The following is a 22,102-nucleotide window of genomic DNA, read 5'->3' as shown; positions in this document are numbered from 1 at the left end:
CGCGCGTGACGGACAACAACTTCGAATCGCTCTTTGCCCGGCTGGGACGATTCCCCGACGTCGAGGCCGCCAACCTGCAGGCCTGGGATGCCACGGACAAGCTCCTGCTGGAGGCCGCCGCCGGCCTGCTGCAGCCCGGGGGACGGCTCACGGTCATGGGGGACCGGTACGGCGCCCTGACACTCGGGGCGCTGACGCTCGGGGCGCACCCTGTCCGGGTCCACCAGGACCTCATCACCGGTGAACGGGCGCTGCGGGCGAACGCCGAGGCCCTGGAGATCGACGCCGGCTTCGAACACCTCCCGTTGGGCGCCGGCCTGTTGGAGGGCGCGTCCCTGGTCCTGCTCCAGTTGCCCCGGTCCCTGGCGGAACTCGAGGAGATCGCCGACGCCGTCGCCCGCTACGCCGCTCCCGACGTCGTGCTGCTGGCGGGCGGACGCGTCAAACACATGAGCCTGGGCATGAACGCCGTGCTGGCGCGCTACTTCGAGGACGTCCAGCCCCAACTGGCCCGGCAGAAATCACGGCTCCTGCTGGCCCGGCGCCCCAAGCCGGTCCCGGCCGCGCTGCCCTTCCCGGTCACTGAGGTCAATGACGAACTGGGCCTCACGGTCTGCGCACGCGGCGCCGTGTTTGCCGGCACCGGGCTGGACATCGGAACCAGGTTCCTGCTGGACTTCCTGCCCCGGATGCCGCACGCCACCCGTGCCGTTGACCTTGGCTGCGGCACCGGAATCCTCGCCGCGATGTACGCCCGCGCCAACCCCGGCGCCCGCGTCACCGCCACGGACCGGTCCGCGGCCGCCGTCGACTCTGCCTTGGCCACGTCCCGGGCGAACGGCCTGGACGGCCGGATCGACGTGCTCCAGGACGACGCCATGAGCTCTCTGCCGGACGCCGGCGCGGACCTGGTCCTGCTCAACCCGCCTTTCCATCTTGAAGCGGCCGTCCACTCCGGCGCAGGGATCAAGCTGATCGAAGCGGCAGGCAGGGTGCTCGCCCCGGGCGGGGAGCTCTGGACCGTGTTCAACAGCCACCTGCACTACCGGCCGGCACTCGAACGCCTGATCGGGCCCACCCGCGAGGTCGGCAGGAATCCGAAGTTCACCGTGACGGCAAGCACCCGGCGGCCGTAGCGGCAGAAACATTGTGTCTGAAAAGCGCAAGTGTGGGCGCAGGCCTGCACGTAACGTACGATTCTGACAACTGCTGTGCGTGGCCAAAGACGTTTAGAGGTATCAGTGACCGAGTTCCGGCAACCCTCTCCGAGGCGAGGGACCAACCTACCGAAGATGGGTGACTTCAACCTCACGGTCATCTTGGACGCCATCCGCCGCGCGCCGGGCGGCTTGAGCCGGGTGGAGCTCGCCCAGATCGTCGGACTCTCGCCGCAGACCATCTCCAATATTTCCCGCCGCCTGCTGGACCAGCACCTGATCGTCGAGGCAGGCAAGGAAGGCACCGGACCGGGCAAGCCAAGGACCATGCTCCGGCTCAATCCCGCAGGAATGTATGCGGTGGGCGTGCACCTGGACCCCGCCGTACTTACGTTCGTCGTGCTGGACCTGCTCGGCGCCGTCGTCAGGCACTCACGGATCAGCACCCCGCCCGGCACCGACCCCCGGGCGGTCATTGACACCATCTCGGACGAAATCAAGCGTCTCATCATGGACTCCGGGGTGGACCCGGACCGGATCGCCGGGCTCGGGGTTGCCTCACCGGGCCCCATCGACCTCAACGACGGCGCCGTCGTGGACCCGCCCCTGCTGCCGGGCTGGGACCACGTGGGGCTGCGGGATGCCCTGGCCGAAGCCACGGGCCTGTCCACGATCATGGACAAAGATGTGACTGCCGCAGCCGTGGCCGAAACCTGGGCCGGCGGCCCCAGTGGCGAGGGTAGCTTTGTCTTCATGTACATGGGGACCGGGATCGGCTGCGGGATCGTCCTCAACGACGAAGTGGTCCGCGGAACCTCGGGCAACGCCGGGGAAATCGGACACATCATCGTGGACCCGGGCGGCGCCCTTTGCGACTGCGGGCAGCGCGGCTGCGTGAAATCCTCCGCCATTCCGCAGGTCCTCGTGGCGCAGGCCGAGGCGGCCGGCGTACTGGATGGATCGCTCCAGGACAGGAGCGCGCCGGCGGTCCAGGAGCGGTTTGCCCAGTTGTGCGCGATCGCCGACGCCGGCAACGAAGAGGCCAAGGAAATCATTCGACGGTCCGCCGTGCTTGTGGCCCGTGCCGTCTCGGCCATCACCAACGCCCTGGACGTGGACCGCGTGGTCTTTGGGGGCCCGTTCTGGACGTGCCTCTCAGCGGCCTATCTGGAGCTAATCCCGGCCCTGGTGGACGCGAACAGCGCCACCCGGAAGATCCACGGGATCGAAGTGGTGGGCACAGGAGTGGGCGAGGACGTCGGCGCCGTCGGTGCCGCCTGCCTGGTGCTGGAACACACGCTTGCCCCGCGCTCCCAGCGCCTCCTCCTCGAAGGATAGACGTCGCTGGTGGGCTGACCCGGCCCGGCCGCCTCAGCGGGCCAGCCGGGCGTCAGTCGATGTCCTCAACGACCGTCCCATAAGGAATAGTGTCGTCCAGATGCGCCTGGTGGCCGGTGGGGCCGCGGTTGTAGGAGACCCGCACCCCGTGCGACTTATCTGCGGCCGACTGCATGAGGACGGGCCGGACCGTGTTGATGAAGCTCTCGCTCTTGCCGGCGAGGTACTCCTTGTAGCTGGCTGGAAGCTGAATCATGGCAACAGGATAGTCCTGACCGCGTGCGTTGGGGAGAGCGGCCGTGCCGGCCGAAAACCGCCCCTTCGGCGAACATAATTCTGCCCGGCACCGCAAACGGCCGTAAAGGTGCGTCTTAATTCGGGCGCCGACTTGAAGGGCCCCGCTGCCCGGCCTTAGAGTTCTATACAAGTTACCTCAGTAACGTGTCAGCGATCCTCCGCTGAAGGCTGCCCCCAAGGCAGCCCAGGAGGGTGTGGGTGCCCCCATGTGGGCCTGACATTTGCTCACGGACAACTTCGTATCAGGCGTAACAGTCGCGGCTGCGCCCTGCTGAAGTTCCCTCCGTGTTCCCCAAACTCAATTCACTGCCAACGGTGTTTCCGTATCTGTATCCGGTCATCCGGGTTTCCGGTCTCCTGACGGCAGTGTTCACAGCCAAGGACGCAAATGTCACCACCAAGCCTTATCGACACCCATCCCAATCTTGGCGGCGCAGCCCCTGTTGCGCTGTCCTACGAGCTGTTTCCGCCGCGGTCGCCCGCGGCCGCCGAATCCCTCTGGACCACCATCGGCGAACTGGAAGCCACGGACCCGGACTACGTCTCCGTGACCTACGGCGCCAGCGGCTCCAACCGCAGCACCGCCGTCGAACTCATCAACCGGCTCGTGCAGGAAACGACGCTCCGGCCCCTGGCCCACCTGACCTGCGTCGGGAACTCCCCGCAGGAACTGGCGGAGATCATCGGCGAACTGCTCGACGTCGGTGTCCGCGGCATCCTCGCCCTGCGCGGTGACCGGCCCAAAGACGGCGCAACCCCGCCGCCGGGATCGCTCCGGTACGCCCAGGACCTGATCGAACTCATCCGCCGCGTGGAGCAGCGCCGCTCGGCACTGCTGTGCGCCGGCAAGGTGGCGGTCGGCGTCGCCGCCTACCCGACCCGGCACCCGGAATCCCCGAGTGAGGCGCACGACATCGAGGTCCTGTTGGCCAAGCAGCGCTCCGGCGCCGACTTCGCCATTACCCAGGTCTTCTTCCACACCGAGCAGTACGCCGATCTCCTGACCCGGGCACGGCGGGCCGGGGTCACCATCCCGATCATTCCCGGGGTCATGCCGCTGACCAGCCTCCGGCGGCTCGCCCGCCTCGGCGAGCTGACCGGCGTGGAACCGGCCCCGGAACTCATCGAACGCCTTGCGGCCGCCGATACCGACGCCGAACGGACCCGGATCGGGGTCAGCGCCACGGTGGATCTCGCCAACGCGGCCCTGGCCGCCGGGGCCCCCGGCATCCACCTTTACACGTTCAATGAGCACGCCGCCGCCCTGGACGTGCTGGACAAACTCGCCCTGCCCCGGCCGCGAAGCGGCAACCGCGGCAACCGGCAGGGCGGCAACCGGCACGGCGCCGGCCGCATCAGCGCCTCCCGGCGTGCCGCCAGCCAGCTCGCCAGCTGAGCACCCACCTCCGTCATCTGTCAACGACAACTTCAAGGACTTCCCATGACTGAACTTCTCACCACCCCCTTCCCGTCCGCCTCGATCCTCGGCTACCCGCGAATCGGCCGCCGCCGCGAACTCAAGAAAGCCGTCGAGGCCTACTGGGCCGGCAAGATCGACGCCGCAGCCCTGGACGCCGCCGCCAAGGAAATCCAGCTCGGCACCGCCAAGCGCCTCCAGGGCCTTGGCCTGACTGAAGCCGCGGCCGTCCCCGGCACCTTCTCCTACTACGACCAGGTGCTCGACGCCGCCGCCCACCTCGGCGCCGTGCCGGCCCGGTTCGGGAACCTCCTCAACGCTGAGGGACAGCTCGACATTGACGGCTACTTCACCCTGGCCCGCGGCAACAAGGAACAGCAGCCGCTGGAAATGACCAAGTGGTTCGACACCAACTACCACTACCTCGTGCCGGAAATCGGCCCGGAGACCAACTTCGCGCTGACCTCCAACCGGATCGTCGAGGAATTCGAGTACGCCCTCGCCAACGGCGTGGAAACCCGCCCGTACATCGTCGGCCCGGTCACGTTCCTGCTGCTGAGCAAGGCCTCCGACGACGCCCCGGCCGGCTTCAGCCCGCTGTCCCGCCTCGAGGACATCCTCCCCGTGTACGCCGCACTGCTTCAGAAGCTTGCCGCGGCCGGCGCCAGCTGGGTCCAGCTCGACGAGCCCGCCCTCGTGGTGGACCAGGACACCCCGGCCGTGGAAATCCAGGCCGCCGTCGCCCGTTCCTACGAGGCCCTCGCCGCCACGGCCCAGCGCCCGCAGCTTTTCGTCTCCACCCCGTACGGCGCGCTCAACGGCCAGCTCGGCACGCTCGCCGCCACCGGCATCGACGCCCTGCACCTGGACGTCTTCAAGGGCGAGGTCCCGTCCGCCGCGGCCATGGCCGCGCTGGGCAACAAGACCCTCGTCGCCGGCGTCGTGGACGGCCACAACATCTGGCGCAACGATCTCGCCGCCTCCGCGAAGAAGATCGCCGAACTGAAGAAGTCGGTGGCCAAGCTCGCCGTCAGCACCTCCACCTCCGCCCAGCACGTCCCGCACGACGTCGACGAGGAAGTCCAGCTGTCCGAGCAGCTGCGCAGCTGGCTGGCCTTCGCCGACCAGAAGGCCGTTGAAGTTGTCACCCTCGCCGGTCTGCTGAGCGACCCCGAAGCCGTCCAGCCCGCCATCGACGAGGCCACCCGCGTCATCGCCTCCCGCGCCGAGGCCGAGGGCGTCCGCCGCGGCGACGTCCGGGCCCGCACCGCCGCCCTGACCGACGCCGACTTCAACCGCTCCGCCTACGCGGTCCGCGAGGCAGCCCAGGAGAAGGCGCTGCACCTGCCGCCGCTGCCCACCACCACCATTGGATCCTTCCCGCAGACCTCGGAAATCCGCACCGCCCGGGCCCGCGCCAACCGCGGCGACCTCACCACGGAGCAGTACGAGCAGCTCATGAAGGAAGAGATCAAGCGCGTCGTGGAGCTGCAGGAAGAGCTCGGCTTCGACGTCCTGGTCCACGGCGAGCCCGAGCGCAACGACATGGTCCAGTACTTCGCCGAGAACCTCGAAGGCTTCGACGTCACGGTGCACGGCTGGGTCCAGTCCTACGGCTCGCGCTGCACCCGTCCGTCCATCCTGTGGGGCGATGTCACCCGTAGCGCCCCGATCACGGTGGAATGGGCCAAGTACGCGCAGTCCCTGACCAGCAAGCCGATGAAGGGCATGCTCACCGGCCCGGTCACCATCCTCGCCTGGTCCTTCGTCCGCGATGACCAGCCGCTCGGCGAGACCGCCAACCAGGTGGCCCTGGCCCTCCGCGACGAGATCGCCGACCTCGAAGCGGCCGGCATCAAGGTCATCCAGGTGGACGAGCCGGCCCTCCGCGAACTCCTGCCCCTGCGCAAGGCCGACCAGGCCGCGTACCTGGACTGGTCCGTGAAGTCCTTCCGCCTCTCCACGGCCGGTGCCGCGGACGCCACCCAGGTCCACACCCACCTGTGCTACTCCGAGTTCGGCGCCATCATCGACGCGATCGACGGCCTCGACGCCGACGTCACCTCGATCGAGGCCGCCCGCTCCCGCATGGAGGTTGTGCACGACCTCGAGTCCCACGGCTTCGGCCGCGGCGTGGGCCCGGGTGTCTACGACATCCACTCGCCCCGCGTCCCGGGCGAGCAGGAAGTCACCGAGCTGCTGAGCACCGCGGTCAAGCACGTCCCGTCCCGCCAGCTCTGGGTCAACCCGGACTGCGGCCTGAAGACCCGCGGCTACGCCGAGACCGAAGAGTCCCTGCGCAACCTGGTCACGGCCACCAAGACGGTCCGCGCCGAACTGCTCCAAGCCGCCAAGTAACCCGCTCCAGCCAAAACGACGCCGGCCGGTCACCTCGCAAGGTGGCCGGCCGGCGTCGTACGTTCTTGGTCATCGATTGCTGAGCAGTCGCCCTTTTGGGCGCTCAAAAGGGCACCTGCGGAGCAGTGGATCCAAGTTCGCCGGCGATTCAGGATTCCCAGAGGATTTCGTCGTCGACGACGCCGTCCTCATCCGCGGAGGCGACGAGGACCTCGTCGGTGAAATGCTGGCCCAGCGTGAAGTCGAGGACGAAGTAGCGTTCCGGCTGGCCGGGGTAGATGCCCACGTGGCCGAGCTTGAGCGCCCTGAGGAAGACCTCGTCGGTCAGCTGGCTCTTGTTCTCGACGCCGAAAACCTTCTTGAGGTGTTCGTCCTTGATCGCGTTGCAGTGGAAGTGGCGGTACTCCTGGGGGCTGGTGCCTTCCTGGTCCAGTTCCTCGGCGATCATTTCGCGGACCTGGTCCACGAGCTCGGGCAGGAAGCGCAAGCGGTAGTCAACTTTGTGCATGGCCGCTTCATCGAAATGGTCATGCGCGTTGACATTCAGGTCAAGCTCCACGGTCTGGCCCGCCAGCTCATGCGTGGCGGTGAGATTATGGTCCCTTCCGTGGTTGAGCTCGACCTCGCCGAAGTGCTTGCTCGCTACCTTGTTCATATGTTCAACATAGTCCTGAAAACCGGACCATTCCAGCGTTGGCAGGGTTTTATCGGGTGCCGGACCGGCGGATGTCCGTGTGACTGTAGATTGATCGGATGCAGCATGTAATCTCGCCCGTCGTCCGTGCCCGTGCCGTGTTCGACGCCGGGACCACGCGTCCACTCACCTGGCGGCTGGATCAACTGCGCGGGCTGCGGCGCATGCTGGCGGAACGGCAGGCGGACTTCGCCGAATCCCTCGCCCACGACGTGGGCAAGCACCGCACCGAGGCGCAGCTGGCGGAGATCGGATTCGCTGACGCAGAGGCGGCACATCTGGAGCGGCACCTGGAAAACTGGCTGCGGCCCCGCCGCGTGCCGGTGCCTCCCGCAGTACAGCCGGCCCGTGCCTGGACCGAACTCACTCCGCTGGGCGTGGTGCTGGTGATCGGGCCGTGGAATTACCCACTGCAACTGCTGCTCGCCCCGCTGGCCGGAGCCTTGGCCGCGGGAAACACCGTAGTGCTCAAGCCGAGCGAACACGCCCCGGCCACCTCGGCCGCGCTGGCCCGCTGGATTCCCGAATACCTGGCCGGCGCCGCCGAGGTGGTTGAGGGCGGCATCCCGGAGACCACAGCGCTGCTGGCCGAACGGTTCGACCACATCTTCTTCACCGGGGGAGAGGCCGCGGCGAAGGTGGTGATGCGCGCGGCCGCCGAACACCTGACCCCCGTGACGCTGGAGCTCGGCGGCAAGTGCCCGGCCTATGTCGATGCGTCCACGGACCTTGCCACGGCGGCCAAACGGATTGCCTGGGGCCGGTTCATGAACGCCGGGCAGACGTGCGTCGCCCCGGACTACGTCCTGGCCCGCGAGGAGGTCCTGGAGCCGCTGCAGGCCGAGCTGATCAAGGCCATCACGGCGCTCTTCGGAACGGACCCGGCGGCGAGCCCGTCCTACGGCCGGATTGTCGATGACCGCCACTTCGCACGGCTCGCTGCCCTGGCCGACGCCAGCACGGTGGTGCACGGCGGACAGCGCGACGCCGCCAGCCGCTACCTAGCGCCGACCCTGCTGCGGCCGGCGCCCGGCGACGCCGTCATGGCCGAAGAAATCTTCGGCCCGCTGCTGCCACTGGTGCCCGTGCGCGGGCTCGACGCGGCCATCGGGGAGGTCAACGGGCGCGCCAAACCGCTGGCCCTCTACGTCTTCAGCAAGGATCCCGCGACGCGCCGTGCCTTCGCCGAGCGGACCTCGTCCGGGGCGTTGTGTTTCGATGTTCCGGCGGCCCACCTCTCCGTCCCCGGGCTTCCGTTTGGCGGGGTAGGCGGCAGCGGCATGGGCGCGTACCACGGGGAACATTCGGTGCGGACGTTCTCGCATGAGCGCTCCACCCTGGACAAGCCGCTGTGGCCGGACACGCTGGAACTCATCTACCCGCCGTACACCCGGACCAGGCACCGGATCATCGACGCGCTGGTCGCGCCGGTCGGAAAGCGGGTCAGGTCCTAACCGGCTTCCACACCGTCCCATTCGACCTCGACCCAACGCGTCCCCTCGTCGTCCCAGGACTCCGAGTGCCCCAGCAGGGCTATGTCCTCGAAGCTCGCCTCGATGCCATGGCGCTGCAGCGTGTCTCGGAGTTCCTCGGTGGCCGCCCGGATGGCCGCGGCGATTACCTCGGGGTTGTCGGAGGAGACGGGCCGGGAGGCTGAATAGCTTTTGTTCATGGCCCCCATCCTTCTCGATCGGGCGCCGGAGGGAAACCCCTCCGCAGTTCTTAGACGTGTGGTCTTTCAGCTCGGCCCTTCGGGCTCAATCCTTTCGCACGGTGCTGAGCCTGTGCATCGTCTCGGCCAGCAGTTCCACGAACAGCTGGACCTGGGCGGTCCGCTTCTCGTTGATCAGCAGGGCGAAAACATTGCGGGCCAGCCTGATCTCCGGAACATCGAGGACCACGACGCCGGCAGGCCGGTGCCGCAGGGCCAGCTCGGGGACCAGGGCGGCGCCGAGCCCGGCGGCCGCCATTTCCAGGCTGGCATGGAAGTCATCGCTGTAGGCCACCACACGGGGGTGCAGGTTGCAGCTCGCGAAGAGGCGTTCGATCACCGTGGCATCGGATGTGCCCGGGTGATGCATGATCCAGGGCATGTCCGAGAGATGCGGGGCGGCCACCTTGGAATCCGTGCCGATGCCCCAGGCCGCGGGCAGCACCACCCGGAAGTCGTCGTCGCCGATCCACTGCCGGTCCACGGTGTGCGGCCAGGCGAGGCCGGACTGTCCCACCTGGTACACCAGGGCAACGTCGAGTTCGCCGCCGGTCCGCAGCCCCTGGATGGTCTGGGCCGGTTCCGCGACCGAGACCCGCAGGTCGATGCCGAGCTTCTTCCAGGCCGGGTTCTGCAGGATCGGCGGCAGCACATAGGTGGCAAGGCTCGGGAAAATGCCCAGCCGCAGCTCCTGGCTGGGGCTCTCCTGCGCCCGTGAGGCGGCGGCCATGAGCGTCTCGATATCCGTGAGCACTTTGGCTGCGTGCCGTGTCATGACGACGGCGGCTTCCGTCGGCTGGATGCTGCGGGCCGCCCGCTGGAACAAGGTGACGCCGGTGTCACGCTCCAGTGCCGACATTTGCTGGGAGACGGCCGAGGCCGTGTAGCCGAGCCGGGCCGCGGCGGCCGCAAACGATCCAAGCCGGATCACTTCGACAAGGGTCCGCAGATGGACGGGGTTGATCAAGGGCTGCCCTTCGCCTGGTAGCGGGTCCAATGTGGCGGGTCCACGGGACGGGACCGGAAATCCCGCTTCATTGTGGCATATCCGGCCTACCCCGGGCGGCCAGGGTTGGCTGCACGGAATGTCTGCACGGCACGGCCATGCCCATGCATGAGACTTCGAGGGGCCCCACCCAAGCGACGGTTGCCGGCGCCGCAGGCGGTGAACTGAAAGCCGACCTGAAAAATGCGGAATCCATACTCATCCGGCCGCCCGACGGCAACGAATAGCCCACAAGAGACTTCGGGCTAGAGAAGTATTTGGGCTAAACAACAGGAGCAGACCAGTGTCGCAAGCAGCAGGGATTCCGGGAGGACGGCGGGTCGCCGTCATCGGCAGCGGAGTGGCGGGGCTGACCGCCGCCTACGTGCTGAACGGGTGGGACCGGGTGACCCTCTTCGAGGCGGACGCCCGGCTCGGCGGCCACGCCCACACCCACGATGTGCCGCAGCAGAACGGGCCCACCCTGGGCGTGGATACCGGCTTCATCGTGCACAACGAGCGGACCTACCCCACACTCCTGCGCCTGTTCGCCGAGCTCGGCGTCGAAACCCAGGACTCCGAGATGAGCATGTCCGTCCGCTGCGACGGCTGCGGCCTGGAATACGCCGGCGCACGGCCCAACGGGAGCGGCATCATTCCCCGGCCGTCCACCCTGCTGCGCGGCCGCTACCTGCGGATGCTCTTGGAAGTCACCCGGTTCCACCGCCGGGCCCGCGCCCTGCTGGCGGAACCCTCCACGGGAACAGGCACCGGCACAGGACACGAGCTCACCCTGGGCGAGTTCCTGGCCCGGGAAAAATTCAGCAGCTACTTCATCTCGCACTTCATGACCCCTGTGGTCAGCGCCGTCTGGTCCTGCGACCCCACCACAGCGCTGGCCTACCCGGCCCGCTACCTGTTCACCTTCCTGGGCCACCATGGCCTGCTCGGCGTCAAAGGCTCGCCGCAGTGGCGGACGGTCACCGGCGGCTCGCGCAGCTACGTCGACAAGGTGGCCAAGACCCTGCCGGACATCCGGCTCGCCAGCCCTGTCACCACGGTGCACCGGCACGCAGACGGCGTGGACGTCACGTCCGCGCTGGGTGCCGGGACTGTGCGCGAGACCTTTGACGCTGTGGTGATCGCCACCCACCCGGCACAGGCCCTGCGCATGCTCACCGGTGCCTCGGCCGCCGAGAGGGATGCCCTTGGCGGCATGCCGTACTCGGTGAACCAGACCATTTTTCACCGCGACGAAGCCGTGCTGCCGGCCAGCCCCAACGCCCAGGCATCCTGGAACTACCGGCTGCCGTCCTGCGATGCCCGGCCGGACAAGGTCCTGGTCAGCTACGACATGACCCGGCTGCAGCGGCTGGAGCCCGCGGACGGCGGCCGGTACATCGTCAGCCTCGGCGAATCCGAACTGATCGACGGCGCTGCGGTGCTGGACCGGATGGTCTACGAGCACCCGCAGTACACCCCGGAGTCGCTGAAGGCGCAGCAGCGGATGCTCGGACTCGGCGACGAGCGCCTGGCCTTCGCCGGCGCCTACCACGGCTGGGGATTCCACGAGGACGGCGCCTTGTCCGGCCTCAAGGCCGCCGCCCGGCTGGGCCGCGACTGGGACGATGCCGCCGTCCTGAACGAGGAGTACCGTTCCGTGGCCGTAGATCCTGACCTGCAGGCCGTCTCCGCGGAGGGCTCATGAGCGCAATTGCAGCCATCTACCGCGCCGCCATCTATCGCACAGTCATCTCCCATGTGCGGCGCACCCCGCTGCACAACGCTTTCACGTACCGCAGCTACAGCTGGTATGTCGACGTCGACCACCTTCCGCAGTTGCCGCGGCTGCTCCGGCCGCTGGCCGGCTTCCGGGTGGAGGACCATCTCGGCGACCCGGACGGCACGCTGCGCGGCAATGTGGAACGCTACCTCGCCACCCAGGGGATCGGGCTCGACGGCGGACGCATCGCCATGCTGGCCAGTGCCCGGGTATTCGGGCACGTGTTCAACCCGCTAAGCGTGTTCTGGTGCCATGACAGCGCCGGTGAGTTGCGCTGCGTCGTCGTCGAGGTCCACAACACGTACGGGGAGAGGCACTGCTACCTCCTCGAAACCGACGCCACTGGCCGGGCGAGCGTCCCGAAGGCGTTTTACGTCTCCCCGTTCAACGACGTCGACGGCGGGTACCGCATGAAGCTCCCCGAACCCGGTGAACGGCTTGCCGTATCGATCGTCCTGGAGCGGGAGGGCCAGCAGCCCTTCATCGCCACCATGGACGGCGTCCGCCACGAAGCGACGCTGCGGAACATCGTGTCCGCGGCGCTCGCGGTACCTCTGGCCCCGCTGCGTGTTGCGGCGCAGATCCGCTGGCAGGGCATCAGGCTGTGGGCACGCCGCCTGCCCATCATCAAGAAACCACACCACCCTTCACAGGAGGCAGTTCAGTGACTATGACCGAAGCGACCGGATCCGGCGCGGGACGGGCCCAGGGCGCCACGCGCAGCGGAGCCGTCAGCAGCAGGGTGCCTTACACCGTTCCCCAGCCGCCCGTCGCCATCGACGCCGCCATCTGGCCCAGCATCGCGACGGTGCCCTCGAGCCTGAAGGCCCGTGTGGCCGGACGCGCTGCGGACGCCATCTTCAAGGCGGCCGTGCGCAGGCTGCCGCTGGAAGTCCGGTACGCGGACGGCACGATATTGGGCAAGACGGCACTGGGAAAGGCGCCGGGCAATGCCGTTCTGGAGCGGGCTGCCTCGGACCAGGCACCCGCCGAGCAGACGCCCGCCGGCACCGCCTACCCCGTCATGACCATCAACCGGCCCGACGACTTCGCCGCCCGGCTCGGCGACGGCGGCCTGATCGGCCTGGGCGAGTCCTTCATGGCCGGCGACTGGGACGCCGATGACCTCACCGCCGTCATGGAGGTGTTTGCCTCCCGCGTCGGCACGCTCGTGCCCGAGCCGCTGCAGAAGCTGCGCGGCCTGTACCTCCCGCGCCAGCCGCGCAGGGAACGGAACACCGAGAAAAACACCCGCTCCAACATCTCGCGGCACTACGACCTCTCCAACGAGCTCTTCGCCTCGTTCCTGGACAGCACCATGACGTACTCCAGCGCCCTCTTCCCGGAAAACGGCGACGCCCTGCGGAGCGTGGCCTGGGACGGGCTGGCCGCCGCGCAGCAGGCCAAGATTGACCGCCTCCTGGACAAGGCCGGCGTGAAGGAAGGCACCCGCGTCCTGGAAATCGGCACCGGCTGGGGCGAGCTCGCCCTGCGCGCCGCCTCCCGCGGCGCCACCGTCTACTCCGTCACGCTCTCCAGCGAACAGCAGGAACTCGCCCGCCGGCGCGTGGCCGAGGCCGGCTACGCCGACGCCGTCACGATCGAGCTGAAGGACTACCGCGCTGTGGAGGGCGAGTACGACGCCGTCGTCTCGGTCGAAATGATCGAGGCCGTCGGCTTCGAATACTGGGCCACGTACTTCCAGACAATCGAGCGGGTCCTGGCCCCGGGCGGCAAGGTGGCCGTCCAGGCCATCACGATCGCCCACGACCGCCTCATGGCCACCCGCACCAGCTACACCTGGGTGCACAAGTACATCTTCCCTGGCGGGGTCATTCCGTCCGTCCGCGCCATCGAAGACATCACCGCGAAGCAGACCGGACTGCGGGTGCGCGAACGCCTCGCCATGGGCGACCACTATGCCCAGACCCTGAGGCTCTGGGAGGAGCGGTTCATGGCCCGCGAAGACGAGGTGGGGGCCATGGGCTTCGACGCGGTCTTCCAGCGGATGTGGCTGTTCTACCTGTGCTACTCCCGGGCCGGGTTTGAAACGGGCTATCTCGACGTGCAGCAGATCGTGCTCGACAGTGCCCTTACGAACGGTGCCGCCACCAAGGGCGCGGCCTAGACCGAGCACCAGCCGAGGTCCTGAATAGGTCCTGAATAGGTCCCCGTGGCGCCGGTCACGGCATGACGGCGCAGGGTATGACGACTCGGGTGTTAGAACAATCACCATCTGATGAGGCGGGCACCACGGTGCCCGCCTCTTTAGTGTGCCCGGACACCAGATGTAGTGGCCGGCGCCACCGTGACGCGCCCGCACGGAGGGGCGCGACACGCCGTCTGCGGTGCGACACGCGGGGGTGATTAATGTGGGTAACTACTGCACAGGGTGTGGATTTCGTCCGCCAAAATGGCGGAAATCCGGACATTTGGAGGGCCCCCTCCTGTGGATTAACGGTGGGTTAAATGACATACTTGTAATACATCATCTTGGGGTCCGCGTGAGGCTCTTGCACTACATGTAGTATCGACATACAGTTCCAGCAGAGCATCAGCGCGGGACAGTCGGAGCCGGGGAAGCGCTCCGAAGAAGACTTCAACAAAGGGGACTAGGACCATGACCGTTACGGTTTACACGAAGCCGGCCTGCGTTCAGTGCAACGCGACCTACCGCGCGCTGGACAAGAAGGGCATCGCCTACCAGAGTGTCGACATCTCCCAGGATGCGGAGGCCCTTGAGCGCCTGAAGTCCCTGGGCTACATGCAGGCCCCCGTTGTCGTCACTGACCAGGACCACTGGTCCGGTTTCCGCCCGGACAAGATCGAAGAACTGGCGCAGGCCGCCGCCGTCGCTGTAGCCTGAAACGCCCCGTAGCCTGAAACGCCCAATCACCTGAAACACTCAGGGACGCCGCTACCAGGCAAGAATTCACGGTAGATGAGGTGACCACCGTGGTTGTAACAACTGAAGATCGGGTAGCTGCCACGGCTGACAGCGGGGAAGCGGTCAGCACAACAGCTCCCGAACTAACGCACTGCCGCCTCATCTACTTTTCCTCCACCTCCGAAAACACGGCACGCTTCGTCGCGAAGCTGGGAGTCGACGCCGCCAGGATCCCCCTCTACCCGAGGGACGCTCCGCTGGTGGCCCGGGAGCCCTACGTGCTGGTGGTGCCGACCTATGGCGGCACCGGGGGAGAGGGATCTGTTCCAAAGCAGGTCATCAGGTTTTTGAACGACCCGGGCAACCGGAAGCTGATCCGCGGAGTGATCGGCGCAGGGAACACGAATTTCGGGGACAACTACTGCATGGCCGGCGACATCATCGCCGCCAAGTGCAAGGTCCCGCACCTATATCGCTTCGAACTCATGGGGACGCCGGAAGACGTCAACCGCGTACAACAAGGATTGGAAGAGTTTTGGACACGACTGTCGCAGACACAGCAGTAACTGAGGGCGCAGGCACCCACGCGGCCACCGCCACCTCCGTTGACAAGCAGGAGAAGCAGGAAAAGCACGAGATGCCGGCCGCCTACAAGGGCCTGGGCTACCACGAGCTCAACGCCATGCTGAACCTCTACGGCCCCAACGGAGAGATCCAGTTTGAGGCCGACCGCGAGGCCGCGCACCAGTACTTCCTGCAGCACGTGAACAACAACACCGTGTTCTTCCACGACCTCGAGGAAAAGCTCGACTACCTCGTCAAGAACGAGTACTACGAGCGCGAAACCCTCGACCAGTACACGATGAACTTCATCCGCGAGCTCTACAACCGCGCGTACAAGAAGAAGTTCCGCTTCGAGACCTTCCTCGGCGCGTTCAAGTTCTACACCTCCTACACGCTGAAGACGTTCGACGGAAAGCGCTTCCTGGAGCGCTACGAGGACCGCGTCTGCATGGTGGCACTGCACCTGGCCCGCGGCGACGAGAAGCTCGCCACCCAGATGGTGGACGAGATCATCGAAGGCCGCTTCCAGCCGGCCACCCCGACGTTCCTGAACGCCGGCAAGAAGCAGCGCGGCGAGCTGGTCTCCTGCTTCCTGCTCCGCATCGAAGACAACATGGAGTCGATCGGCCGGTCCATCAACTCCGCGCTGCAGCTCTCCAAGCGCGGCGGCGGCGTGGCCTTCGCGCTGACCAACATCCGCGAGGTCGGCGCGCCGATCAAGCAGATCGAGAACCAGTCCTCAGGCGTCATCCCCGTGATGAAGCTCCTCGAGGACAGCTTCTCCTACGCCAACCAGCTCGGTGCCCGCCAGGGTGCCGGCGCGGTGTACCTGCACGCGCACCACCCGGACATCTACCGCTTCCTGGACACCAAGCGCGAGAACGCGGACGAGAAGATCCGCATCAAGACCCTCTCGCTCGGCGTTGTCATCCCGGACATCACCTTTGAGCTGGCCAAGCGGGACGAGGACATGTACCTGTTCTCCCCGTACGACGTCGAAAAGGTCTACGGCATGCCGTTCTCCGACGTCTCGGTCACCGAGAAGTACTACGAGATGGTGGACGATTCCCGGATCAAGAAGACCAAGATCAAGGCGCGCGAGTTCTTCCAGACGCTCGCCGAGATCCAGTTCGAATCCGGCTACCCGTACATCATGTTCGAGGACACCGTGAACCGGGAAAACCCGATCGACGGCAAGATCATCATGTCCAACCTGTGCTCCGAGATCCTCCAGGTCTCCCAGCCCACGACGTACCACGATGACCTGTCCTACGACCAGACCGGCAAGGACATCTCCTGTAACCTGGGTTCGCTGAACATCGCCAAGACGATGGACTCGCCGGACTTCGGCCTGACCATCGAGACGGCCATCCGGTCCCTCTCGGCAGTGTCTGACATGTCCAACATCACCTCGGTGCCCTCGATTGCCCGCGGTAACGACCAGAGCCACGCGATCGGCCTCGGCCAGATGAACCTGCACGGCTACCTGGCCCGCGAGCGGGTCCACTACGGCTCCGAAGAGGGCCTGGACTTCACCAACATCTATTTCTACTCGGTGGTGTACCACGCAGTCCGCGCCTCCAACCTGCTGTCCATCCAGACCGGCCAGACGTTCGGCGGCTTCGAGAAGTCCAAGTACGCCTCCGGCGAGTTCTTCGACAAGTACACCGAGCAGGAATGGGTCCCGCAGACCGAGAAGGTCGCCGAGCTGTTCAAGAACATCCACATCCCCACGCAGGATGACTGGCGCGAGCTGAAGGCCTCTGTCATGGAGCACGGCATCTACAACCAGAACCTGCAGGCTGTGCCGCCCACCGGCTCGATCTCCTACATCAACAACTCCACCTCCTCGATCCACCCGGTGGCATCCAAGATCGAGATCCGCAAGGAAGGCAAGCTGGGCCGCGTGTACTACCCGGCGCCGTACCTGACGAACGACAACCTGGAGTACTACCAGGACGCGTACGAGATCGGCTACGAGAAGGTCATCGACACTTACGCCGCAGCCACGCAGCACGTGGACCAGGGCCTGTCCCTGACACTGTTCTTCAAGGACACCGCCACCACGCGCGACATCAACAAGGCCCAGATCTATGCCTGGAAGAAGGGCATCAAGACCATCTACTACATCCGTCTCCGCCAGCTCGCGCTGGAAGGGACCGAGGTGGAAAATTGTGTCTCGTGCATGCTTTGATCAACTGAAATCGGTAGATTTTGAGTGATCGGTTGAAATGATGGAAACGACGACGGCGATGGGCGGCTTGGTCTACGGCATCCGGCTTCGGCGGGAGGTCGAGTACCGCTACGTCGGTATCACGACCAAGACGGCCAGTCGTCGTTTCCATCAGCACCTGCGAGTGGCTGCTGAGGGTCGTAAGACGCCGTTCTACGATTGGCTCCGAAAACACGATCCGGCTGATCTCATCGCGGGCGAGCTGGATTGGATTGAAGGTCTGCCCGAGTTGGGGCAGGCGGAGATCGAGTGGATCAGCTATCTGCGACGCGAAGGGGATCGTCTTCTGAACATTGCGGATGGCGGCCTAGGCCCGACCGGCGTCGTCTGGACTGAAGAACAGCGCGAAACCGCCCGCATCAGGAGCACGGGCCGTAAGGGACTTAGCCGGCCAGGAGCCGAGAACCCGTTTTATGGCGGCAAGCACAGCCTGGAACAGCGGACGAAGTGGGCGGAGGACCGCAAGGGAACTAACTCCGGACCGGAGAACCCGAACTTTGGGAAGTTCGGCGCGGAGCATCCAAGTTTTGGGCATTCGGTCAGTGAAGAAACCCGCAAAGCACTTTCAGAAGCCAAGAAAGGTGCCGGCAACCCGAACTTTGGGAAGCAGGCCAGTGCCGAAACCCGTGCGAAAATGTCAGCAGTAAGGAAGGGCCGTCCCATGCCTTCCAGTCAGCGAAACGCCCATACCAGACATCACACCAACAAAGGCATAGAGAAAGCCGACTGCAAGTATTGCGTCGAGGACTCAGCCAAACCCAGTCTCTCTTCAGAAAGCGAGTCGGAGTCATGACAGAAAAAGTAAAGCTTCTCAGCCATGTTGAGGCGATCAACTGGAACCGCATCCAGGACGACAAGGACGTGGATGTCTGGAACCGCCTGGTCAACAACTTCTGGCTGCCGGAGAAGGTGCCGCTGTCCAACGACGTGCAGTCGTGGGCCACGCTGACCCCGGACGAGCAGCAGCTCACCATGCGCGTGTTCACGGGCCTGACCCTGCTGGACACCATCCAGGGCACCGTCGGCGCCGTGTCGCTGATTCCGGACGCCCTCACCCCGCATGAAGAGGCTGTCTACACGAACATCGCGTTCATGGAGTCCGTGCACGCCAAGAGCTACTCCTCGATCTTCTCCACGCTGGCCTCCACCAAGGAGATCGACGAGGCGTTCCGCTGGTCCACCGAGAACGAGAACCTTCAGAAGAAGGCCCAGATCGTCATGGACTACTACCAGGGCGACGACCCCCTCAAGCGCAAGGTGGCCTCCACGCTGCTGGAGAGCTTCCTGTTCTACTCCGGCTTCTACCTGCCGATGTACTGGTCCTCGCGGGCCAAGCTGACGAACACGGCCGACCTCATCCGCCTGATCATCCGCGACGAGGCTGTGCATGGCTACTACATCGGCTACAAGTTCCAGAAGGGCCTGGAGAAGGTCTCCGAGGAGCGCCGGCAGGAGATCAAGGACTACACGTTCGAGCTGCTCTTCGAGCTGTACGAGAACGAGGTCCAGTACACGCACGACCTCTACGACTCCGTCGGCCTGGCCGAGGACGTCAAGAAGTTCCTGCACTACAACGCCAACAAGGCCCTGATGAACCTGGGCTACGAGGCCATGTTCCCGGCCTCCGTCACCGACGTGAACCCGGCGATCCTGTCGGCCCTGTCGCCTAACGCGGACGAGAACCACGACTTCTTCTCGGGTTCGGGTTCGTCCTATGTGATTGGCAAGGCTGTCAATACTGAGGACGACGACTGGGACTTCTAGTCCTCTGAGAGATGTCACCCTAATTGGAAGTACGGCACCCTATTTGGAAGAAACGCATCGTCTAGTTGGAAGTTGTGAGGTTCCACGCTACGTGGCCATTTCCCAACTTAGATGGCCACGTTTCACGGTAGTTGGCCAACTGATTCCCTCAGCTGGCCAACTACCGGGCCCCTTTCAAGCGTTCCCTGACGAGTTCGGGCTGATGCCCACAGCATGAGCCGGGCTTCTTCACTCAATGACCGCTGCGCCGGGCTTCATATCGCCCACAGGTAGACCCCAGCCAACGATTGCTTGAACGTGTGCCGGCGAGCCGAGACCCCGATTTCCAAGGACGTGGAACGTCCTTTAGATGGAGCGAACACAACGAGGGCGAGATATATCCATCGTGCGGAAAAGCTCCCCGGCGGTCGACGCCTCAAAGACAGCTGAACAGCACGGGCCGGTGAATGGAGGGCAGCATGGCGCCTAAAGGGCTGAGCCAGAGCAGGATCAACTGGTCCCAAATCAGTGAAGTTGACTTCAACCAAGTCGTAGAAGTCCTGCTTCTCAAAATGTATGACAAGAAGCCGTACAAGGCGGAGGTCCTCAGAGGCGCCGGTGGTGATGGCGGCATCGATGTTGCGGTGCGGCTGGAAGACCGGGTGGTCAAGATCTTCCAGCTTAAATACTTTCCTGAAGGTTTCACTGGTGGGTTCCGGGATTCACGCCGCCCCCAGGTGCGGAAGTCATTCGAGACCGCCTGGAAAAACCATGCCCCGGATGAGTGGATTCTAGTGATGCCGCCAGATCCACATAAGAATGAACGCGACTTCGTTGACGGGTTTGCAGCGAGCAAGGACGTGGATGTTGATATCTGGGGACAGGAAAAGCTGGCAGCGGCATTGACCGATCATCCGGAGGTTGAACGTGCCTTCCTTAGGGACGAGCTAGTAGATGTGCTGCGGATGATCAACCAGGAGAAAGCCGGCCTGGTAGGCAACGCGGATCTCTCTGAACGAATTGGCGCTCTTCTATCGCTCGCCAATACGCGAAGTAGGTACTGGGACACAACTTTGATCACCAGTGGCAACGTTGTCTTTGAGGACTACGTCGCCAAGCACCCAGAGGCCATGGAGAAGGAGCCGATCCACACCCAACTTACGCTTAGCTTCGGACCAGAGCACAAGGATGTGGCAGAACAGCTCCAAGAGAACTTGGCTTACGGGCTGCTGAATGATTTTGATCTGCCTGGCAGTGCGGCCTCTTTTACTCGTATCGGACCAGCGTGGGTTGCACCTCTACCTCAGATGAACATCGAGAAAGTGCGACTATCTCCAGCTGCATTTGAAAAGTCTGAGGGTTCGCATGCGCCACCCATAACACTTAACGTCCTAGATCAGCATGGTTTCATCAGAGGACGATATGAAGGCCGTATAGCGCAACGAGCCAAAGGTGGCGTCGGAGCGACCTTCAAATGTCAGTTCATGAATGTAGTAACGCTCATCTTCAAGCTGCCGTGGTCCGAGAATGCGGGTGAAGGCAGCTGCAATCTCACATTCAACGCGCCCGGTGGTTCTGTACGAGATGTGCACGCGGCCATCAGAATGCTTCGTATCCTTCGATCAGGGAACAAGATCGAGATGTATGCCGGCGGGGGGCGTCTTGCATCTCTGGTGTTGCACGCCCTTCAGGATTCCGGAGGCAGCAGCGATGAGTGGACCGAATCGTTGGTGGATGACCTGTATGTCATTGAGCAAGCCCTCGGAGACGTCTGCTTCGCCGTTCCGGATCAAACAACGCGCACCGAGCGCGTTGAAATTCGCATTGCCCGGCTTCTTCTTGAGGGCTACCAGACGGTTATGCCTCCTGGGCGGAGCTTGACGATGACTCTGTCTGGCGGAACCGATGATGGACTAGAGAGGCTCCTGCTGGAGGGTGGCGCAATCTGGGCTCAACAGCCCACGACCGCTGTTGAAATCCTGGGAGGTAAATACAATCTGGGAGCGGGATATACCTATCACCCCAACGTGAAGGCCGTGGATGGTGAGCGTATTTGGCAAGACCTCAAAGCCGGGGAAGGGGCCGGCGAGAAGGTCAGGCTGAAAGCTGCCGATGGCACGCCTTTCCGGGTTTGGCTCCAGACTGTCACCGGATCAGAAGAGGGCAGCCAGCCTCTATACAAGCCTTGGGGCATACCGACGATTGATGATCCGATACTAGAGGGCGTACATAAGTGACCGCGGATCACGAGAAGGTCAAGCGGGCGCATGAACTGAAGGCGCGGGGTCTCAAACCATCGGACATCGGCAAGATCATCGGAGCCAGCCGCGCTACCGTCTACCGGTACCTGAGCATGCAGTCCTGAGCAACGACGGCGTCTATCCCGAAAGCCATATTCGAACTCACGTATTGGGTATCTGCTTAGCTGAAGTAGTTTCTGCGAGGATGTGAGGCTGCGTTGGGCCGCACCCGCGCCGTTGCCGCCGTCATTCGCGTCGGTCCGGCTCCCCGCGGGAGCGCCGCGGCCATCGAGGAGAGGTCCTCTGGGTGGAAGGCGCGGTGTGATGCCGGGCTGCCGCGGATTAGGGGAGCGAGTCGGTCGCCGATGGGGCACCGGGTCCATCATCCGAACTGTCGGAAACGGGCACCGGACAGACGTCGACCTCGAGCGGTCTCCTGCCTACGATTGGAGCGTCACGCCCCAGTCGACGTGGCATTAGTTCCGGTCCATGCACCGATCCAATTGGCAAGGAGATCATGATGCTCGGAGAACAAATCGGGGAACTCAACGGACAAACCATCAGCACGCGGGTTCTGGAAGACATTGGTCTCGGTCCGCGCACCGAACTGACCGACCATCAGGTCGGCACGCTCTGCGGTGTCCAAGTTGACGCCACGGTCACCTACCTCGGCACGATTCGTCCCGGTGGCACGG

Annotated in this window: 19 protein-coding genes; 15 read left to right on the top strand and 4 right to left on the bottom strand. The window is 64.9% G+C overall.

Going from position 1 to position 22,102, the window contains the following annotated elements:
• The first annotated feature begins 5 nt into the window (after positions 1 to 5).
• Together MRBLAR12_RS04695 and MRBLAR12_RS04690 are read left to right on the top strand one after the other, a co-directional pair.
• Positions 6 to 1,136, top strand: a complete 1,131-nt coding sequence (locus MRBLAR12_RS04695) for a class I SAM-dependent methyltransferase (protein WP_229993359.1) — start codon at positions 6 to 8, stop codon at positions 1,134 to 1,136.
• A gap of 156 nt (positions 1,137 to 1,292) precedes the next feature.
• Positions 1,293 to 2,495 (top strand): ROK family transcriptional regulator, encoded by a 1,203-nt coding sequence (locus tag MRBLAR12_RS04690; protein WP_364743935.1) that lies wholly within the window; start codon positions 1,293 to 1,295, stop codon positions 2,493 to 2,495.
• A gap of 52 nt (positions 2,496 to 2,547) precedes the next feature.
• Here the strand turns inward: MRBLAR12_RS04690 and MRBLAR12_RS04685 are convergent, their stop codons facing one another.
• A complete protein-coding gene (locus tag MRBLAR12_RS04685) occupies positions 2,548 to 2,751 on the bottom strand; it encodes a hypothetical protein (RefSeq protein ID WP_229993357.1) in 204 nt (67 codons plus the stop codon).
• Between the two features lie 429 nt (positions 2,752 to 3,180).
• Between MRBLAR12_RS04685 and MRBLAR12_RS04680 the strand changes: the two genes are divergently transcribed.
• Together MRBLAR12_RS04680 and metE are read left to right on the top strand one after the other, a co-directional pair.
• On the top strand, positions 3,181 to 4,188 hold the full coding sequence (locus MRBLAR12_RS04680; protein ID WP_364743932.1) for a methylenetetrahydrofolate reductase: 1,008 nt from the start codon (positions 3,181 to 3,183) through the stop codon (positions 4,186 to 4,188).
• Between the two features lie 45 nt (positions 4,189 to 4,233).
• On the top strand, positions 4,234 to 6,567 hold the full coding sequence (gene metE, locus MRBLAR12_RS04675) for a 5-methyltetrahydropteroyltriglutamate--homocysteine S-methyltransferase (protein ID WP_364743929.1): 2,334 nt from the start codon (positions 4,234 to 4,236) through the stop codon (positions 6,565 to 6,567).
• Between the two features lie 148 nt (positions 6,568 to 6,715).
• On the opposite strand, the gene MRBLAR12_RS04670 is transcribed toward metE, so the two are convergent.
• Positions 6,716 to 7,222, bottom strand: a complete 507-nt coding sequence (locus tag MRBLAR12_RS04670; protein WP_229994503.1) for a DUF2004 domain-containing protein — start codon at positions 7,220 to 7,222, stop codon at positions 6,716 to 6,718.
• 98 nt (positions 7,223 to 7,320) lie between these two features.
• Here MRBLAR12_RS04670 and MRBLAR12_RS04665 point away from each other — a divergent pair, with 98 nt between their 5' ends.
• The gene (locus MRBLAR12_RS04665; RefSeq protein ID WP_229994504.1) at positions 7,321 to 8,715 is read left to right on the top strand and encodes an aldehyde dehydrogenase family protein; all 1,395 of its coding nucleotides are present in this window, start codon (positions 7,321 to 7,323) and stop codon (positions 8,713 to 8,715) included.
• On the opposite strand, the gene MRBLAR12_RS04660 is transcribed toward MRBLAR12_RS04665, so the two are convergent.
• On the bottom strand, positions 8,712 to 8,933 hold the full coding sequence (locus tag MRBLAR12_RS04660; protein WP_229994505.1) for a hypothetical protein: 222 nt from the start codon (positions 8,931 to 8,933) through the stop codon (positions 8,712 to 8,714). The two genes, MRBLAR12_RS04665 and MRBLAR12_RS04660, sit on opposite strands and share 4 nt — an antisense overlap.
• Before the next feature lie 85 nt (positions 8,934 to 9,018).
• Entirely contained in the window at positions 9,019 to 9,939 is a 921-nt protein-coding gene (locus tag MRBLAR12_RS04655) for a LysR family transcriptional regulator (protein ID WP_229994507.1), read from the bottom strand.
• Between the two features lie 322 nt (positions 9,940 to 10,261).
• Here MRBLAR12_RS04655 and MRBLAR12_RS04650 point away from each other — a divergent pair, with 322 nt between their 5' ends.
• The 10 genes from MRBLAR12_RS04650 (at position 10,262) to MRBLAR12_RS04605 (ending at position 21,532) form a co-directional block, all read left to right on the top strand.
• On the top strand, positions 10,262 to 11,665 hold the full coding sequence (locus MRBLAR12_RS04650) for an NAD(P)/FAD-dependent oxidoreductase (RefSeq protein ID WP_364743924.1): 1,404 nt from the start codon (positions 10,262 to 10,264) through the stop codon (positions 11,663 to 11,665).
• Positions 11,662 to 12,408: a DUF1365 domain-containing protein gene (locus MRBLAR12_RS04645; protein WP_364743921.1), complete on the top strand. Its 747-nt coding sequence runs from the start codon at positions 11,662 to 11,664 to the stop codon at positions 12,406 to 12,408. Before MRBLAR12_RS04650 ends, MRBLAR12_RS04645 begins: the two co-directional genes overlap by 4 nt.
• Positions 12,405 to 13,868 (top strand): class I SAM-dependent methyltransferase, encoded by a 1,464-nt coding sequence (locus tag MRBLAR12_RS04640; protein WP_414645463.1) that lies wholly within the window; start codon positions 12,405 to 12,407, stop codon positions 13,866 to 13,868. The genes MRBLAR12_RS04645 and MRBLAR12_RS04640 overlap by 4 nt, the downstream gene beginning before the upstream one ends.
• A 492-nt stretch (positions 13,869 to 14,360) precedes the next feature.
• A complete protein-coding gene (nrdH, locus tag MRBLAR12_RS04635; RefSeq protein WP_018773329.1) occupies positions 14,361 to 14,606 on the top strand; it encodes a glutaredoxin-like protein NrdH in 246 nt (81 codons plus the stop codon).
• Positions 14,607 to 14,788: 182 nt separating this feature from the next.
• On the top strand, positions 14,789 to 15,193 hold the full coding sequence (gene nrdI, locus MRBLAR12_RS04630) for a class Ib ribonucleoside-diphosphate reductase assembly flavoprotein NrdI (RefSeq protein WP_414645465.1): 405 nt from the start codon (positions 14,789 to 14,791) through the stop codon (positions 15,191 to 15,193).
• Positions 15,194 to 15,264: 71 nt separating this feature from the next.
• A complete protein-coding gene (gene nrdE / locus MRBLAR12_RS04625; protein ID WP_364744034.1) occupies positions 15,265 to 17,385 on the top strand; it encodes a class 1b ribonucleoside-diphosphate reductase subunit alpha in 2,121 nt (706 codons plus the stop codon).
• A gap of 37 nt (positions 17,386 to 17,422) precedes the next feature.
• On the top strand, positions 17,423 to 18,217 hold the full coding sequence (locus MRBLAR12_RS04620) for an NUMOD3 domain-containing DNA-binding protein (RefSeq protein WP_364743917.1): 795 nt from the start codon (positions 17,423 to 17,425) through the stop codon (positions 18,215 to 18,217).
• Positions 18,214 to 19,188 (top strand): class 1b ribonucleoside-diphosphate reductase subunit beta, encoded by a 975-nt coding sequence (nrdF, locus tag MRBLAR12_RS04615; RefSeq protein ID WP_223916933.1) that lies wholly within the window; start codon positions 18,214 to 18,216, stop codon positions 19,186 to 19,188. The genes MRBLAR12_RS04620 and nrdF overlap by 4 nt, the downstream gene beginning before the upstream one ends.
• 458 nt (positions 19,189 to 19,646) lie before the next feature.
• Entirely contained in the window at positions 19,647 to 21,404 is a 1,758-nt protein-coding gene (locus tag MRBLAR12_RS04610; RefSeq protein ID WP_364743914.1) for a hypothetical protein, read from the top strand.
• Positions 21,401 to 21,532, top strand: a complete 132-nt coding sequence (locus tag MRBLAR12_RS04605) for a hypothetical protein (RefSeq protein WP_364743911.1) — start codon at positions 21,401 to 21,403, stop codon at positions 21,530 to 21,532. The genes MRBLAR12_RS04610 and MRBLAR12_RS04605 overlap by 4 nt, the downstream gene beginning before the upstream one ends.
• The last annotated feature ends 570 nt before the right edge of the window (positions 21,533 to 22,102 follow it).

Source organism: Arthrobacter sp. LAR12-1-1.1 (assembly GCF_040676555.1).
GTDB lineage: Bacteria > Actinomycetota > Actinomycetes > Actinomycetales > Micrococcaceae > Arthrobacter.
The sequence above is the reverse complement of the archived record's forward strand: the minus strand, read 5'-3'. Positions and strand labels throughout refer to the sequence as shown.